Source organism: Qipengyuania sp. NPDC077563 (genome assembly GCF_044901345.1).
Lineage (GTDB): Bacteria > Pseudomonadota > Alphaproteobacteria > Sphingomonadales > Sphingomonadaceae > Qipengyuania > Qipengyuania aestuarii.
This window is the reverse complement of the sequence record NZ_JBJDPC010000001.1, coordinates 864,243-879,701: the sequence shown is the minus strand read 5'-3', so window position 1 is coordinate 879,701 and position 15,459 is coordinate 864,243. Positions and strand designations below refer to the sequence as shown.

General features: G+C 62.7%; 16 protein-coding genes and 2 pseudogenes. 10 read left to right on the top strand and 8 right to left on the bottom strand.

Translation table 11 applies throughout. The features are described 5' to 3' along the window. Positions 1-51: 51 nt before the first annotated feature. The 3 genes from ACI2I1_RS04290 to ACI2I1_RS04280 are packed head-to-tail and all read left to right on the top strand — an operon-like array spanning position 52 to position 2,018. Positions 52-1,233: an aromatic amino acid transaminase gene (locus tag ACI2I1_RS04290; protein WP_404678048.1), complete on the top strand. Its 1,182-nt coding sequence runs from the start codon at positions 52-54 to the stop codon at positions 1,231-1,233. 6 nt (positions 1,234-1,239) lie between these two features. Then, positions 1,240-1,785 carry a GNAT family N-acetyltransferase gene (locus ACI2I1_RS04285; RefSeq protein ID WP_404678047.1) on the top strand — a complete coding sequence of 182 codons (546 nt, stop codon included), beginning with the start codon at positions 1,240-1,242 and terminating at the stop codon, positions 1,783-1,785. 35 nt (positions 1,786-1,820) lie between these two features. Continuing rightward, entirely contained in the window at positions 1,821-2,018 is a 198-nt protein-coding gene (locus tag ACI2I1_RS04280; protein ID WP_345719333.1) for a hypothetical protein, read from the top strand. A 139-nt stretch (positions 2,019-2,157) separates the two neighbouring features. Here ACI2I1_RS04280 and ACI2I1_RS04275 read toward each other — a convergent pair. After that, positions 2,158-4,707, bottom strand: a pseudogene (locus ACI2I1_RS04275) (EAL domain-containing protein). A gap of 91 nt (positions 4,708-4,798) precedes the next feature. Beyond that, positions 4,799-5,146 (bottom strand): annotated as a pseudogene (locus tag ACI2I1_RS04270) (riboflavin synthase); the annotation flags it as partial. A gap of 156 nt (positions 5,147-5,302) precedes the next feature. On the opposite strand from ACI2I1_RS04270, the gene ACI2I1_RS04265 reads away from it, so the two are divergent. Next, positions 5,303-6,502, top strand: coding sequence for an FAD-dependent oxidoreductase (locus ACI2I1_RS04265; RefSeq protein WP_404678046.1), 1,200 nt, complete (start codon positions 5,303-5,305; stop codon positions 6,500-6,502). A 132-nt stretch (positions 6,503-6,634) separates the two neighbouring features. Next, positions 6,635-7,009, top strand: a complete 375-nt coding sequence (locus ACI2I1_RS04260) for a hypothetical protein (protein WP_404678045.1) — start codon at positions 6,635-6,637, stop codon at positions 7,007-7,009. Between the two features lie 70 nt (positions 7,010-7,079). Here ACI2I1_RS04260 and ACI2I1_RS04255 read toward each other — a convergent pair whose 3' ends face one another. From ACI2I1_RS04255 to ACI2I1_RS04230, 6 genes are read right to left on the bottom strand one after another with little or no spacing between them, the layout of a single operon-like run. Beyond that, positions 7,080-7,700 carry a riboflavin synthase gene (locus ACI2I1_RS04255; protein ID WP_404678044.1) on the bottom strand — a complete coding sequence of 207 codons (621 nt, stop codon included), beginning with the start codon at positions 7,698-7,700 and terminating at the stop codon, positions 7,080-7,082. Next, positions 7,701-8,690 carry a bifunctional diaminohydroxyphosphoribosylaminopyrimidine deaminase/5-amino-6-(5-phosphoribosylamino)uracil reductase RibD gene (gene ribD / locus ACI2I1_RS04250; protein WP_404678043.1) on the bottom strand — a complete coding sequence of 330 codons (990 nt, stop codon included), beginning with the start codon at positions 8,688-8,690 and terminating at the stop codon, positions 7,701-7,703. Further along, positions 8,671-9,171 carry a hypothetical protein gene (locus ACI2I1_RS04245; protein WP_404678042.1) on the bottom strand — a complete coding sequence of 167 codons (501 nt, stop codon included), beginning with the start codon at positions 9,169-9,171 and terminating at the stop codon, positions 8,671-8,673. The genes ribD and ACI2I1_RS04245 overlap by 20 nt, the downstream gene beginning before the upstream one ends. A gap of 32 nt (positions 9,172-9,203) precedes the next feature. Next, positions 9,204-9,926 (bottom strand): M48 family metallopeptidase, encoded by a 723-nt coding sequence (locus tag ACI2I1_RS04240; RefSeq protein ID WP_404678041.1) that lies wholly within the window; start codon positions 9,924-9,926, stop codon positions 9,204-9,206. Further along, entirely contained in the window at positions 9,923-10,393 is a 471-nt protein-coding gene (locus ACI2I1_RS04235) for a YcgN family cysteine cluster protein (RefSeq protein WP_404678040.1), read from the bottom strand. Before ACI2I1_RS04235 ends, ACI2I1_RS04240 begins: the two co-directional genes overlap by 4 nt. After that, entirely contained in the window at positions 10,381-10,989 is a 609-nt protein-coding gene (locus ACI2I1_RS04230; protein WP_404678039.1) for an SCO family protein, read from the bottom strand. The genes ACI2I1_RS04235 and ACI2I1_RS04230 overlap by 13 nt, the downstream gene beginning before the upstream one ends. 71 nt (positions 10,990-11,060) lie before the next feature. Here ACI2I1_RS04230 and ACI2I1_RS04225 point away from each other — a divergent pair, with 71 nt between their 5' ends. From ACI2I1_RS04225 to ssb, 5 genes are all read left to right on the top strand, one after another. Continuing rightward, positions 11,061-11,672, top strand: coding sequence for an ankyrin repeat domain-containing protein (locus ACI2I1_RS04225; protein ID WP_404678038.1), 612 nt, complete (start codon positions 11,061-11,063; stop codon positions 11,670-11,672). Then, positions 11,659-12,345, top strand: coding sequence for a COQ9 family protein (locus ACI2I1_RS04220; protein ID WP_404678037.1), 687 nt, complete (start codon positions 11,659-11,661; stop codon positions 12,343-12,345). Before ACI2I1_RS04225 ends, ACI2I1_RS04220 begins: the two co-directional genes overlap by 14 nt. A gap of 57 nt (positions 12,346-12,402) precedes the next feature. Then, positions 12,403-12,642, top strand: a complete 240-nt coding sequence (locus ACI2I1_RS04215) for a FeoA domain-containing protein (protein WP_221542631.1) — start codon at positions 12,403-12,405, stop codon at positions 12,640-12,642. Next, positions 12,639-14,486, top strand: coding sequence for a ferrous iron transporter B (locus ACI2I1_RS04210; protein WP_404678036.1), 1,848 nt, complete (start codon positions 12,639-12,641; stop codon positions 14,484-14,486). Before ACI2I1_RS04215 ends, ACI2I1_RS04210 begins: the two co-directional genes overlap by 4 nt. 94 nt (positions 14,487-14,580) lie before the next feature. Further along, positions 14,581-15,123, top strand: coding sequence for a single-stranded DNA-binding protein (gene ssb, locus ACI2I1_RS04205; protein ID WP_404678035.1), 543 nt, complete (start codon positions 14,581-14,583; stop codon positions 15,121-15,123). Positions 15,124-15,459: the final 336 nt, after the last annotated feature.

Here is a 15,459-nt window from a genome sequence, read left to right as displayed (position 1 = left end):
CAATCTCGATTGAGGTTGCGGCCCTTCGCGTGATTGCGCAAAGAGCGCGGCATGCTCGACAAACTTGCCCCTCAGGCGCCCGACGCCCTTCTCGCCCTTATCAAGATGCACGCCGCCGATCCGCGCGAGGACAAGATCGACCTCGGCGTGGGCGTCTATCGCACGAACGAAGGCGCAACGCCGGTCTTCCGCGCGATCAAGCAGGCGGAAAAGCGCCTGCTGGAAGTGCAGGATTCCAAGAGCTATCTCGGCCCCGAAGGCGATGGCGGCTTCGTGAAGGCGCTGATGCCGTATATTTTCGGCGACGACAGCCCGCTGGCCGGGCGCATCGAAGGCATGCAGACGCCGGGCGGCACCGGTGCGGTGCGGCTGGCGGTCTCGCTGGCAGCCAAGGCCGGGGTCACCCGCATCCATCTGGGCATGCCGAGCTGGCCCAACCATGCGCAGATCCTGCAGGATGTGGGCGTCGAAGTCGTGCCGTTCGATCACGCCAACCAAGACGGCACTGCCAATCTCGACGCCGTGCTCGGTGCGATCAAAGGAGCTGGCGCCAACGACGCCGTGCTGCTCCACGGCTGCTGCCATAACCCGACCGGCATCGATTATACGCCCGATCAGTGGAACGCGATCGCCGCCGCCTTTGCGGATACCGGCGTGCTGCCGATCCTCGATATCGCCTACCAGGGCCTGGGGCAGGGCATGGAGGAAGACGTCGCCGGTGTCCGCGCCGTCCTCGCCAAGGTGCCCGAAGCGCTGGTGGCCTATAGCTGCGACAAGAATTTCGGCCTCTATCGCGACCGGGTTGGGGCGTTCTACATGATTGCGCGAGAGGGCGGCGACATGGACGCCATCTCCTCCAACGCCAATGCGCTGGCACGCGCCAACTGGTCCATGCCGCCCGATCACGGCGGCGCGGCGGTTCGCTTGCTACTGGAAGATGACGGCATGACGGCGGTCTGGCAGGAAGAACTCGACGAGATGCGCGCCCGCATGCGCCGGGTGCGCGACCGGCTCGCAGCGGCGGACAACGAAGTGCCGGGCCTCAACCTCGCCGCGCTGGGCGAGCAGAACGGCCTCTTCGCCATGTTGCCGCTGAGCAAGGACCAGATCGCGTCCCTGCGCGAAGATCACGGGATCTACATGGCCGGATCGGGGCGCATCAATGTGGCCGGTCTGCACCAGGGCAATATCGAGAAGTTCATCGCTGCGCTGGGCGAGGTGACGAAGGGCTGACAGGACATGGCGCTCGACCGGCAACCCCTGCTGGAGACCGAGCGCCTGTCCCTGCGCCCGCTGGCCGAGGACGACCGCGAGGTTCTCTACGCCGTCGCATCCGATCCGGCGGTGTGGGAACAGCACCCGATCCACGATCGCTGGCGGCGCGAGGTCTTTGACGCCTTTTTCGATGATGGGCTGGCCAGCGGCGGCTCGCTCGCCGTGCTGCGCAAGAGCGATGGCGCGGTCATCGGCCACACGCGCTACGATAAATTCGACGCCGATGACGGCGGCGCGGTGGAGATCGGCTGGACCTTTCTCGCGCCGTCATGCTGGGGCAGGGGGCTCAACCCGGAAATGAAGCGCGCCATGCTCGCCCATGCCTTCACCCAGGTCGCAACGGTCGAATTCCGCGTCGGCGATACCAATTACCGCTCGCGCAATGCGCTGGAGGCCATCGGCGCCGAGCGGACCGAGCGCTATGAACTGAGCCGCTATCAGGGGCGGCGCGTGGTGCATCTGGTGTATCGGATCACGCGCGAGGGATTCGAAGACGGCCCGCTGGCCTGACCGATCTTCCCCGCTTGCGGAACCAGCCGCCACGCATGTCGTTCTGGTTCAACGGACTGGCAAATCAATTGCTTGGATCCGCCAAGGGGAGATTGATGATGAAGAAGTTCCTGACCATGCTGCTGTTCGGTGGCACCGCGCTGACGCTTTCGGCCTGCAACACTGTCGACGGTCTCGGCGAAGACGTCGAATCGGTTGGCGACTGTGTCGACGGTGTAGAAGGCAACTGCTGAGCCAGCCCTTCGCGCGACACGCGCACAAGACAAGCAATGACAGGCGTCGCCCCGCAGGGCGGCGCCTTCTTTTATGAATTGCTGTCTCGTACGCTAGATTGCTCGCGCCCTTGCCGACCGCGCTACGCACGGTGTTTTTTTAGCTCTTTCGCTTCAATAACTGTGTTTGTCGCGACCCCACCGACAGGTATTCAAGAGCATCTGCCGGTTGAGGTTTGCTGAAATAATAGCCCTGAAGATGCGTGCATCCAAGCTCACTCAGCAACTCCATCTGCTCCTGCGTTTCCACCCCCTCTGCGACGATTCCCATCCCCAGAGCTTTGCAGAGGCTCACTACCGCCTCGATCACTGCTTTCGCCGCCGGCGAACTGGAGACTTTTTGAGTGAAGGACCGATCAATCTTCACCTTGTCGAAGGGAAACCGTTCGAGATAGCTCAAGGCAGAATATCCCGTCCCGAAGTCGTCCATCAGGATCTAGATGCCGAGGGCTCTTAATTCTGCCAATACGCGAAAGGTCCTGTCGACATCGCGGATGACCAGCCCCTCGGTCACTTCAAGTTGCAGCCGGTTGGGCTCCAAGCCTGTTCGTTCAAGAATATCGCTGATCTGGTCGACCAGTCCAGCCTTCTCGAATTGCATTGGCGAGAGATTGACGGCAACGCGAATGTCTTCTGCCCAGGTAGTCGCAGTGGCGCATGCGATTTCCAGGACTTGGGCGCCTAACTCGCTTATCAGGCCGGATTCTTCAGCTATCGAGATGAAGACATCGGGCGGGATCTGTTCTCCGTCAGGGTGGGTCCACCTCGCGAGTGCTTCGCAACTCGATATTTGCCCAGTAACTGTTGAAAGCACCGGCTGATAAGCGACCGTGATCTCTTGCGAGGCGATTGCTTTGCGCAGTTCGGCTTCGAGTGTACGCCGATCCAAGGCGGCCTTTTCAAGATCGGGGTTGAAAAACGAAACCGTGCCTCGGCCCGTCGCCTTGGCCTGGCGCAGTGCTAGGTCGGCGGCTTGGCGCAGCTCATCAACAGTTCCGCCGTCGCGTGGGGAGATGGCGATACCGACGCTGGCACATATGTGGGCAACAATCCGATCGATTTCGTAGGGCTCGACAATACTGTCGATGAGAGCACTTGCCATACGCGCGACGCGCGATATCGGCTCATGCCCTATCACTATGATTGCGAACTCGTCTCCACCTATACGGGCGATTACATCCTGCGGTTCGACAAGACTGCGTAGGCGGTTGCTAACTTCGAGCAAAACCTTGTCGCCAACAAGGTGGCCGAATTGATCGTTTACAGCCTTAAAGCGATCGAGATTGATAATCTGTAGAGCGAAGGTGGCGTCGTCGTGGATCAACCGTTCTATTCGCGCAACGAAGCTGGTCAAATTGAACAAGCCCGTTAGAGAATCGTGATGCGCCAATTGGAACATGCGGCGCTCGTTCTGCCGCAATTCCGTCACGTCTTCCGACAAGCCAATTATAAGTTTGCTGTCTACATGCGATGGGCCCACAACAAGGCGCTTTGTGCGCAGGATAACCTGCCGCCCGGTATCGTTGGTGAACGCGCTTTCGAAGTGTTCGATACCCTTTGAGTTCAGCACATCGGTATCGCGTTGATGAAAACCTTCTCCCAACTCGGGAAACAGTTCGCGATCAGTGCGCCCGATGACCTCCGAGGCCGGGCGACCGATCACTTCTTCGCCCACCTTGTTGAGTAGAAGGTAGCGGCGGGTCGCGCTGTCCTTTACGAACAACATAGCGGGGAGTTGTTGGATGATCGTATCCAGAAGCGCGCGAGTGCTGGAACGGTCTTCTTCCAGTGTTTTACGCTCCGTAATGTCACGGATTATAGCTGCGAAACCGCTTGTCACTTCCGAGCCACTTTCGTTCCGCCTTGCGATGGATAGTTCGAGCGGAAACGTTTCTCCCGACGCGCGTCGCCCTCGTGTTTCGATGGTGGTCCCAATTGGCAGGGGCTTTCCGCCGATTGCGGGCTCTGCCACCTCGCCGGAAGGCGGAACAGAGATGTCAGGTATGATCAAGGGCAGCGGTTCACCAATCGCATGCGCGCCGTGATATCCAAACATCTTCTCGGCACCAGGATTCCAAAAGGTGATCCGGCAGTCGCGCCCAACCGCCAGCACTGCGTCCGAAGTGGCCGAGACAACGGTAGCCGCGACTTCTCCCTCTATGCGATTAAGGCGTTCCTCAATCCGGTCTACTGCAAGTTGCGCCAGATCCTTGAGCGCCTGTCGCTGCCGGGACGAGAGCGGCGCCCGGACCGAGGTGTCGAATGCACATACAGTGCCCAGACAATACCCGCTGGCGTCAATCATCGGCGCGCCCGCATAGAAGCGAATACCGCCTTTGCGGGTTACCAGCGGATTGTCCGCGAACCGAGCGTCAGCCGCTGCGTCCGTCACTTCGAAAAAGTCGCGGGTCTCCACAGCATGGGCGCAGAAAGCGTGCTCTCGCGGTGTTTCCTGAAAGTCTATCCCGGTCCGTGCCTTGAACCATTGGCGATGCTCGTCAACGAGGCTGATCGCGACGCTCGGCACGTCGAGCATCAATGCCGCGAGCCGAGTGATCTTATCGAAGGCTAGCTCTGGGGCTGAATCCAAGATGCCGTACCCCGTAAGGGCACGGAGGCGCTCTTCTTCCGACGATGGAACTTCGTCCATACCTTGGTCCTATGGCCACGTTAACCTCACGCTAGCCATACTTTCAGGTCTGATCAATCACCTCGCACTGCACAACCCTCATGCGGCAATCCTACCCCGCCAGCCCCTGCATCCGCTTGAGATAGCGCGCCAGCACGTCGGTCTCGAGATTGACCGTGTCGCCTTCCTCCAGCGTGCCCAGCGTCGTCACTTCGGCGGTGTGGGGGATGATGTTGAGCGCGAAATCGCAGGTGCCGTCTGCGCGGTCATGCACCTCGTTGACGGTCAGCGAAACGCCATCGACCGTGATCGATCCTTTTTCCGCCACGAAAGGCGCGAAGTCGCGGGCGATGCGGATGGCGAAGTGCCAGCTGCCGCCCTTTTCCTGTTTCGTCACCACTTCGCCCACCGTGTCGACATGGCCGGTGACGAGGTGGCCGCCCAATTCGTCGCCCAGCCGCCTTTTATGAATAGCGCTCGCCTCCGGACAGGGCCGAAGCCGATTTCGAAAAGGCACGGAGGTGAGCGGGGTATCCGGATAGAGCCACCGTCTCTCCCAATCACAACTACCCTTCCTCACTTGCCTGCCACGCCCGCGATACTATGAGATGGCCGCATGACGGGGCGTTCGATTGCGATTGCTGGATGCGGTCCTTGCGGACTGGCCTCTGCGCTGCTGCTCGCGCGGGCAGGCAATCGCGTTGTGGTTTTCGAGCGTTTTACCCAGCCTCAGCCGATCGGCTCGGGCCTCATGATCCAGCCTACCGGGCTCGCCGTGCTGCGTCAGCTTGGCCTTGCCGGTCGGATCATGGAGGAGGGTGCGCGGATAAACCGGCTCCATGGCATGGCTGCAAAGCGTGTCGTGCTCTCGGTCGGCTATGATGCATTGAAGGCCAGGCCCGCCATGTTCGGCATCGGCATCCACCGTGCCAGCCTGTTTGCCGCGCTCTACGATGCGCTGCAGGCCGAAGGAATCGCGCTGCGCACCGGTCACACGATCACCGGATCGGTCATGCACGGATCGCAGCGGTGCCTGCGTTTCGAAGACGGTCAGACCAGCGAGCCGTTCGACCTGATCGTCGATGCGCTGGGCACGCGTTCGGCGCTTGTCTCGGGTCCGTCGGGTCAACTGCCCTATGGTGCGCTATGGGCCTCGCTCGATTGGCCCGAAGGCTTCGACCTGCCGCGCGACACGCTTTCACAGCGCTATCACCTGTCCAGCACGATGGCGGGCGTTCTGCCGCTGGGTAAAGGGAGCGGGCCGGAGGAACGGCTGGCGTTCTTCTGGTCGCTGAAGGGCAGCGATCATGCCCGGTGGCAGGATGCGGGTCTGGATCGCTGGAAGGCGCAGGTCCGCAATCTCTGGCCGATATGCGAACCGCTGCTGGATCAGATCGCCCGGCCGGACCAGCTCACTTTCGCGCGCTATGCCCATCGCACGCTGGCGCATCCGGCCGAAGAGGCGTTGATCCATATTGGCGATGCCTGGCATTCGGCAAGCCCGCAGCTGGGCCAGGGAGCGAACATGGCGCTGCTGGACGCATGGGCGCTTTCGCTTGCCCTCGCGCGCAATGCGGATGTGGCGGCGGCCTTGAAGGATGCCGTGTCGCTGCGGCGCGCCCATGTGGGCATTTATCAGTGGCTGACCTGGCTCTTCACCCCGGTCTATCAATCCGACAGCCGGGTGCTGCCCTTCATTCGGGATCGTCTGGTCGGCCCCCTGTCGCGCCTGTGGCCAGCCAACAAGATCCAGGCGGCGATGGTCGCCGGGCTGGTAGCCAATCCCTTGCCAGCGCTAGAGTTAGACGGTCGATAGGAATGCGGTGACCCTACAGTCAGCCTGCCCGTAGGAACCAATACGTGCCCGGCGTCGTAAATGAGCGCCCGCCGCCTTGTGGCTCGCTGCCTGATATCCGGCAGGCACCGCATTCAAGGAAGCACATAAAACATGGACGAACTCGCCAATCGCACCGCGCAGCAGGTGCTCGACGATCATCTCAGCCTCGCCCAGGCGAGACAGATCAACGAGGATCTTGAGCGGAATTACGCCGAGGATTGCGTGGTGCTGACCATGCGCGGCCAGTATCGCGGCCATGCGGGCCTGCGCGAACTGGCAGATCTGCTCGGCAAGGAAGTGCGCGACGCCGAATACAAATATGTCCTCAAGCTGGTCGAAGACAGGTTCGGCTATCTCGAATGGACCGCCGACGACGGCAATGTCGCCATTCACGACGGCGCCGATTCCTACGTGATCGAAAACGGCAAGATCGTCATGCAGACGATCCACTACACATTGAACGTGCGCGACCCGGCGCGGATGTAGGATCGCACAAGCGAGGAATGCGCCGCCGCAGGTAGGCGAGCGTCAAACTATACCCTCACTGGCGGCGCCGCTATTTGCCCGCCAGCCCCTGCATCCGCTTGAGATAGCGCGCCAGCACGTCGATCTCGAGATTGACCGTGTCGCCTTCCTCCAGTCCGCCCAGCGTCGTCACTTCGGCGGTGTGGGGGATGATGTTGAGCGCGAAGTCGCAAGTGCCGTCTTCGCGGTCTTCCACGGCGTTAACCGTCAGCGAGACGCCGTCGACAGTGATCGATCCTTTTTCCGCCACGAAGGGGGCGAATTCGCGAACGATGCGGATGGCGAAGTGCCAGCTGCCGCCCTTTTCCTGTTTCGTTACCACTTCGCCGACCGTGTCCACATGGCCGGTGACGAGATGGCCGCCCAGCTCGTCACCCAGCCGCAGCGCGGGTTCGAGGTTCAGTCTGCGGCCCTCTTCCCACATGCCGGGCACGGTGCGCGCCACGGTTTCGCCCGATACGTCGAAGCCGATGCGGGCATGGCCCTTCTCGCCCGCCAGCGTCACCACGGTCAGGCACACGCCCGAACAGGCGATGGAGGCGCCGATGTCGATGGCTTTGGGATCGAAGGGGCAGGAAACGGTGACATGCGCATCGCCGCGCTGTTCCACGCTGTCGATGGTGCCGATGGCGGTGACGATACCGGTGAACATTTATGCCTTATCCTCTTCGATGATGCGGCGATAGGCGGTGAAAGTGTCGCTGCCAAGCTGGCGGGTTTCGGCCAGCTGCCAGCGGCCATGCGCATCGGCCAGCGTGCCGAGGCCGATATCGCCCAGGGCGGGCATGCCGCCGCCGATGATTATGGGCGCGCGGTAGATTTCCAGCCGGTCGACCAGATCGGCTTTCAGAAAGCTGGCCGCCGCCCCTGCGCCGCCTTCGACATAGAGATGGTTCACGCCGTCCAGCCCGGCGATCTGTGCGGGTGCGTTGATGACCTTCACCCCGTCGGGCGGGACGCCGCGGGTCAGCAGCACGCGCTGCGGACTGCGGTTTTCCAGCCCCGCCAGCCGCACGTCGAGCCGGGGGCGATCCTGCCGCCAAGTGCCGCCGCCCACCAATATCGCATCGGCGAGCGCGCGGCGCGAATGGACATGGGCGCGGGCATGCTCGCCGGTGATCCATTGGCTCGACCCGTCGGCGAGCGCGATGCACCCGTCGAGCGAGAGCGCCAGTTTCAGCGTGACATGCGGGCGGCCATGGCGGGCGCGGGTGAGATAGGCTTCGAGGCTGTGCTGCACGGCGGGAAGGGGGAGCAGGGAGGTTTCGATCCCCGCCTGTTCCAGCCGCGCGATCCCGGCGCCCGCGGTGCGCGGATCGGGATCCTGCGCGCCGATCACCACGCGGGCGAGGTTAGCTTTGGCCAGAAGCGTGGAGCATGCCGGACCGCGGGGCGATTGGTGGGCGCAGGGTTCCAGCGTAACATAGGCCGAGGCGCCGCTTGCGTCCTCGCCCGCCTGTGCCAGTGCCATGGCTTCGGCATGGGGGCGGCCGCCTTCCTGCGTCCAGCCGCGCGCGATGACGCGGCCATGCTTGACGATCAGGCAGCCGACGGAGGGGTTGGGGCGCGACAGCGGGCGGCCGCGCGCGGCCAGCCGGGCCGCCGCCGCCAGCCAGCGCGCATCACTCGCGGCCGGTGTCAATCGCGGTGTCCGCCTGATCCTGGCGCGCGGCGTCCTCGCGTGTACCGTCCTCACGCGCGCCGAAGAGCCGGTCTAGCCGTTCCTGTTCGGCGCGTTCCTCGGCCAGCCGTTCGGCTTCGGCCTCGGCTTCCATGGTTTCCACATCGAGACCGGTGGCCGCGCCCAGCGTCCGGTAGATATCGCGCTTGCGCTCCTCGATCCGGGCGCGTTCGGCGGCGCGTTCTTCCTTCAGCTTCTGGTTCTCGATGTTGGAAAGGCGGATTTCCTCGTCGGTCCGGCCATCAGCGAAGGTGGTGATATAGGTCACCTTGGGCTGTTCGGGCGGGTAGAAGTAATTTTCCTGCGTGATCCAGAACAACAGCGTCCCCGACATGGCGAAGGACGCGGCCAGGATCGGCCAGCGATAGGGAGTGGGCCGTTTCCATTCGGTCCAGAAATCGGCAAATCCGCCGACCGGGTTGATCCTGTTTCTCAAGCGCATGATGGCACAATAATAGCAGATGCACCTTAGCGCTAGCTGAAGCTGGCGTAGAGCGTGCGGCCATGCTCCTTCAGCCAGCGATTGGCTTGCTCGATATCGCCCTCGTAGATCCGGCCCAGCAGCGCGTGGAAAGCGGGCGAATGGTCGAAATGGACGAGATGGGCCACTTCATGCGCCACCACCGAGCGGCGGACGAAATCGGGCGCCTGCACCAGCCGCCAGTTGAGACGCAGTACGCCCTTGCTCGAACAGCTGCCCCAGCGGCGTTTGGCGCGGCTCAGCCGGACTTCCGCCGGGGGCAGGCCTGCACGCTCGCAATATTGGCGGACATCCTCGGTGATTACGGCGATTGCCGCCCGATCAAGCCAGTGTTCGAGGCGTTTTCCGGAACACTCGCGCGGGCCGCCGAGCTGCAAGCGGCCCTCGTGTAAGAGGGGTTTGCGGGGGGCATCCTCGCGCCAGTCGACGGGTACTTCCCCGCCGCGGTAGAGGACCTTGCCGGCGGTGACAGGGTCCTGTTTTTCAGGGATTTTTTCGAGCTGTCGGGCCAGCCATTCGCGCCGATCCTCGGCAAAGGCGACCGCTTCCGTGGAAGCGCACCAGCGCGGCAAAGTGATCCGCACCGCGCTGCCATCGGGCGCCAGCCGCATGGTCAGCCTTTTCGCCGTCTTGTGCCGCCGGATTTCGATCGGCAGGACCCGCGAACCCACGGAAATCTGCGGGTCGGCGCTTGCCTGCCGCAGCCATTCGATCATGCCGCCCGGCCTTCGTCCTGGTCCTCGCCATCGCCCCACTCGACGATATGATGCTCCAGCGGCCCGGCCTCATCCTCCGAGATAACCCGGCCCGCCACCGACACTCCTGCGGCAATGACTGCCTCGCGATCGCCGGAAATCAGGTAATGCCAGCGGGGCAGGGCGCGCCCTTCGGCACGGCGGCGATAGGCGCAGGTTTCCGGCAGCCACGGCACGCGGTCGACCAGCTTGAGCGTGAGGCGCAGGCAATCGGGCACGAAGGCCTTGCGATGCTTGTAGTCGCGGCATTGCGCCGTCTGGCAATCGAGCAGGGTGCAGGCGACATTCGTCTCCTCGATCTCGCCCGTATCCTCATATTCGACCTTGTGCAGGCAGCAGCGCCCGCAGCCGTCGCACAGCGCTTCCCACTCCTCGCGATTGAGATCGGCGAGGGGGCGTTCCCAGAACTTGTCCCTCAGCGAACCCATTTCGCCAGTTCCGCTGCCACCGCCTCGGGACCATCTGCCGTCGGCAGCAGGGCGAGCGGCTCTCCGTCCGGCCCGAACAGATAGGTCTGGTTGGAATGGTCCATCAGATAGCCGCCATTCTCGGTTTCCTCGCCCTTGCTGTAGAAAACGGCAAATTCCGAAGTAACCTTGTCGAGCTGTTCCTTGCTGCCCGTCATTCCGATCAGGCGCGGGTGGAAAGCGTCGGTAAATTCGGTGAGGACGGCGGGCGTATCCCGCTCCGGATCGACGCTGACGAACAGCGGCTGCACCTTCGCGCCCAATGCGGGACTGTCTTTCTCGAACCGTTTGAGTCCCGCCATCGCGCGCTGGTTGTCGGTCGGGCAGACATCGGGACAGAAGGTATAACCGAAGTAGATGGTGCGGTATTTCCCGTCGAAATCGGAGAAGCTGACCGGCTCCCCGGTTTCGCCGACAAGCGTGAAATCGCCTCCGATCGATGCGCCTGCGAGCGGCGGTTCGCCGCGCTCGGGCGCTGGATCGGCTTGCGAACAGGCAGCCAGAAGAAGGCTGGCGAAGAGCAGGTTGGTAAAGCGGGACATGACAGCAGGGTTCATGGTCTGCTAACGGCCGGGGTTCAAGGGTTTGCCGCGATGATATTCGCGATTTCGATACGGAGAATGCCACAGTGCGCAGGGTTGGACTGATACGGATACTGGCAATTGCAGGAACGGCGCTTGTTCTTTCGGCAAGCCCGGCGGCGGCGCAGCGGCAATCCGATGGCTACACTTTCATCAAGGCCGTGCGCGATCGTGAAGGCGACGTCGCGACCAGGCTGCTCGATGAGCCGGGCAACACCATTATCAACGCCCGCGATATCGGCACTGGCGAAACTGCCCTGCATGCGGTGGTTCAGCGGCGCGACATCACCTGGGTGAAATTCCTGCTTCAGCGCGGCGCCAATCCGAACATTGCCGACAAGAACGGCGTTTATCCGATTCAGATCGCCGCGCAGCTCGGCTTTGTCGAAGGGGTGGAGCGGCTGATTGCCGGCGGCGCGCAGATCGACGTCTCCGACAGCACGGGCGAAACGCCGCTTATCAGCGCGGTCCATCGCCGCGATCTGGGGCTGATCGAACTGCTTGTCTCCGAGGGCGGCAATCCGGACCGGACGGACAATTCGGGCCGCAGCGCGCGTGACTACGCAACGCTGCTGGGTGCGCGATCGGGTGCGCTGGAGGCTATCGAGAAAGCAGAAAAATCGGACGAGGACGAGGCCGAGACCTATGGACCAAGCTGAGATGAATCCCGCCGATCTGACGCTGGACGAGCTTCGTCTGGCGCTTGCCCCGGCGATCGCCGATGCCGCCGTTTTCGACGGCTGGACCGAAGAGGCGCTGGTGATGGCGGCAGACCAGATGGGCGCGGATATCGATGTCGCCCGGCTCGCCTTCAAGGGCAAGGGCGGCGGCGTTTCGGCGATGGATATGGTCAGCGCCTGGATCGAAACCGTCGACATGGCGATGGCCGCAGCTCTTCCGCCTGAAAAGCTGGCCCAGATGAAGATTCGCGAGCGGATCCGCAGCCTCGTGCAATTCAGGCTCGACGCGGTGGCGGGGCAGGAAGAGGCGCTGCGGCGGGGCCTTGCCATCATGGCCATGCCGCAAAATGCGCCGCGTGCGCTCAAACAGGGCTGGAACAGCGCCGACATCATGTGGCGCCTGGCCGGCGATACCGCGACCGATTACAACCACTACACCAAACGTGCGATACTCGCCTCGATATATGGGGCCACGCTCGCCGTCTTCGGCGACGATCAGAGCGAGGGCAAGGAAGAAACCCGTGCCTTCCTCGACCGGCGGATCGAGGGCGTGATGACCTTCGAAAAGGTCAAGGCGAAGTGGCTCGGATCGGATCGCGAAAGCTTCAGCGTCACGCGTTTCCTGGGCCGCCTGCGTTATCCTGCGCGCTAATTGGCGCGCTATTGATAACCAGTTGCAACAAGCCTTCCGATATGAGAGGGGGCGCGCATGACATTGGACGGTTTCGACAGTGAGAGAAGCGCTCGCATCACCAGCGTCGACTGGGCTGCGCTTGCCGAGGACGAGAGCAAGCGGCTCCAGGCCCTTGGTGTGGACGAAGGGGCCGAGGTTGCGATCATGCACCGCGGAATCTTCGGCACCCGCGATCCCATAGCCTTGCGTCTCGGCAACATGACCATTGCGATCCGCCGCGCCCATGCCGCCGCCATCACGGTAGAAGCGGTATGAGCCGCAAATATACGGCCGCACTTGTCGGCAACCCCAATTCGGGCAAATCGGCCCTGTTCAACGCGCTGACCGGTGCCCGGCAGAAGATCGCCAATTACGCCGGCGTCACGGTGGAGCGAAAGGCTGGCCGCCTGATCCTGCCGAGCGGGGACCCCGTAGAACTGCTCGATCTGCCAGGCTCCTACAGTTTCGATGCCGCCAGCCCCGATGAAGCGGTGACGCGCGACGTGGTGAAGGGCACTTTCGACGGCGAGGCTGTACCCGATGTGCTGGTCATCGTAATCGATGCGGCAAATCTCGAACAGCATCTCGTCTTCGCGCAGGAAGTGCTCGAACTGGGGCGCCCCACTGTGGTCGCGCTCAATATGGTCGACCTGGCGGAACGCGATGGCCTGACACTGGACCCGGCGGCCCTGTCCGAAGCCCTCGGCGTGCCCGTGGTGCCGACCGTTGCCGTTCGTCGTCGTGGGATCAGTGAACTGCTGGCGGCGATTGCCGAGGCCGAAAGTCATGCCGACGAAGAAGCGCACAAGCGCTGGCATCTGACGCTGCCTGAACGGCGGCTTTCGGCCAAGCACATCGCGCGCGGCACAATCTTGTCCAAGTCAACGCGGCACAGCATCGAAAACGGCGTCGACAAGGTCCTCCTCAATCCGTGGATCGGCCCGGTAATCCTGTTCGGGCTGCTCTTCATCATCTTCCAGGCCGTGTTTGCATGGGCCACTCCCTTCGCTGACGCGCTCGAAGGTGGTGTAGGTATCTTGTCCGAAGCGACCACCGACTTGGTTCCCGCCGGTATCGTAAGGGATTTTCTTACCGAAGGCGTGTTGGAAGGCGTCGGCTCGGTTGTGGTCTTCCTTCCGCAGATCGTGATCCTCTTCGCGTTCATCCTTATAATGGAAGCGAGCGGCTATATGGCGCGCGCAGCATTCCTGATGGACCGGCTCATGGCGGGTGTCGGCCTGTCGGGCAAAAGCTTCATTCCGCTGCTCTCCAGCTTCGCCTGCGCCATTCCCGGCATCATGGCCACGCGCAGTATTTCCGATCCCAAGGATCGGCTGACAACAATCCTCATCGCGCCGCTGATGACCTGCTCGGCGCGCCTGCCGGTTTACGCGGTCATCATCGCTGCCGTCATCCCACGGACGACGATCGGCCCCGGCATCGGCCTGCAAGGGCTCGTATTGTTTGCGCTTTATGTGGCGGGCATCGTCGGCGCCATGGTGGTCGCTCTGGTCCTGCGGAGCACGGTGACGAAAGGCGCGGCGAGCGGCTTCATCATGGAATTGCCGCGTTACCAGCTGCCCCGCTTGAAGGATCTTGCGATCGGTCTGTGGCAGCGTGCCTGGGTCTTCCTGCGGCGCGCGGGCACGATCATCTTCGTCGCCACGATCGCGCTGTGGGTGCTGCTCAGCTTCCCCAAGGCCGATCCGGGTGAAAGCCAGCTCGATGCCAGCTTCGCCGGCGCCGTGGCCGATACGCTGCACCCCGTGCTCGAACCGGTCGGCTTCAACCGCGAGATGAGTTTGGCGCTCGTCCCGGCGATTGCAGCGCGCGAAGTTGCGGTCTCGGCGCTCGCCACGACCTATGCCGTCGATGCGGAAGACGAGGATGTCGCAGCCGAAGGCGTGACCGAGAAGATCGCAGCCCTGTGGAGCTTGCCGACCGCGCTGGCATTCCTGGCCTGGTTCGTCTTCGCGCCGCAGTGCCTCTCCACGATCGCAGTCGCCCGGCGCGAGACCAATGGCTGGAAGTGGCCGACCGTCATGGTCGTCTATCTGTTCGGATTGGCATGGCTTGCGGCAGGCGCGACCTACTGGATCGCGGTGAGCCTGGGGCTTTAGGTCCAGTGCGGGGGAAATGCCCTGGCATTCCCCTAGAACTGTTTGGCCAGGGTCGTTAGGCCATGCGGCAAGACATTCACGAAGGAACGAATCGATGGCCGGAAGCCTCAACAAAGTCATGCTCATCGGAAATCTGGGCGCAGATCCAGAGATCCGCAGCTTCCCGAACGGCGGAAAGGTCGCCAATCTGCGCATCGCCACCAGCGAACAGTGGAAGGATCGCAACACCGGCGAGCGGCAGGAGCGGACCGAATGGCACACTGTCTCGATCTTCTCCGAAGGCCTCATCAACGTGGTCGAGCGCTTCCTGCGCAAAGGCTCGAAAGTGTTCGTCGAAGGCCAGCTGCAGACCCGCAAGTGGCAGGATCAGCAGGGCAATGACCGTTATTCGACGGAAGTCGTGCTCCGCGGCTTCAACGGGACGCTGACCATGCTCGATGGTCCCGGCGGCGGTCAGGGTGGCGGCCAGTCCGGTGGCGGCTATGGCGGCGGAAGCAGCAGCGGTGGCTCGCGCGGCGGAGACTATGGTGATGGCGGTCAATCCGGCGGCGGCTGGAACCAGGGCGGCGGATCCTCTGGCGGTAGCCAGGGCGGCAGCTCGAACTACGACGATCTGGACGACGATATTCCGTTCTAAGGCTCGTCTGGCTCGGAATATCCACGATCGTTTGCTGACCAGTCGGCGGGCCGGTTTAGCTCGTGGCGAGACCATTGGTGAAATTTGAAGAGAGCGCAATCGAAGCGCTTAATTCCAATTGCGATCCAGGCCCGATTTTGTCGGTGGCTGGCTCGCGAGCCGGAAGCCTGTTTCTGCATCTTCAGTAAAGCTACAATCAGCAGCAGTGACAAGCATATCGAAGCCAAGGCGATCTGCGGATCGGGGCATCTTGGCACTGCATCAAACTGGGACAAAGGCGGATCTCTCGGACCGGACTAAGTAATTCTTCGTAGGTCGGTGTCGTCGCTGTTCGAG

Bases quoted from the DNA above. Each gene is read 5' to 3' on its own strand.
- ACI2I1_RS04285 (WP_404678047.1), top strand. From the start codon at position 1,240: ATGGCGCTCGACCGGCAACCCCTGCTGGAGACCGAGCGCCTGTCCCTG.
- ACI2I1_RS04215 (WP_221542631.1), top strand. From the start codon at position 12,403: ATGACATTGGACGGTTTCGACAGTGAGAGAAGCGCTCGCATCACCAGC.
- ACI2I1_RS04290 (WP_404678048.1), top strand. From the start codon at position 52: ATGCTCGACAAACTTGCCCCTCAGGCGCCCGACGCCCTTCTCGCCCTT.
- ACI2I1_RS04245 (WP_404678042.1), bottom strand. From the start codon at position 9,171: ATGCGCTTGAGAAACAGGATCAACCCGGTCGGCGGATTTGCCGATTTC.
- ACI2I1_RS04280 (WP_345719333.1), top strand. From the start codon at position 1,821: ATGTCGTTCTGGTTCAACGGACTGGCAAATCAATTGCTTGGATCCGCC.
- ACI2I1_RS04240 (WP_404678041.1), bottom strand. From the start codon at position 9,926: ATGATCGAATGGCTGCGGCAGGCAAGCGCCGACCCGCAGATTTCCGTG.
- ssb (WP_404678035.1), top strand. From the start codon at position 14,581: ATGGCCGGAAGCCTCAACAAAGTCATGCTCATCGGAAATCTGGGCGCA.
- ACI2I1_RS04260 (WP_404678045.1), top strand. From the start codon at position 6,635: ATGGACGAACTCGCCAATCGCACCGCGCAGCAGGTGCTCGACGATCAT.
- ACI2I1_RS04210 (WP_404678036.1), top strand. From the start codon at position 12,639: ATGAGCCGCAAATATACGGCCGCACTTGTCGGCAACCCCAATTCGGGC.
- ACI2I1_RS04220 (WP_404678037.1), top strand. From the start codon at position 11,659: ATGGACCAAGCTGAGATGAATCCCGCCGATCTGACGCTGGACGAGCTT.
- ACI2I1_RS04235 (WP_404678040.1), bottom strand. From the start codon at position 10,393: ATGGGTTCGCTGAGGGACAAGTTCTGGGAACGCCCCCTCGCCGATCTC.
- ACI2I1_RS04230 (WP_404678039.1), bottom strand. From the start codon at position 10,989: ATGAACCCTGCTGTCATGTCCCGCTTTACCAACCTGCTCTTCGCCAGC.
- ACI2I1_RS04255 (WP_404678044.1), bottom strand. From the start codon at position 7,700: ATGTTCACCGGTATCGTCACCGCCATCGGCACCATCGACAGCGTGGAA.
- ACI2I1_RS04265 (WP_404678046.1), top strand. From the start codon at position 5,303: ATGACGGGGCGTTCGATTGCGATTGCTGGATGCGGTCCTTGCGGACTG.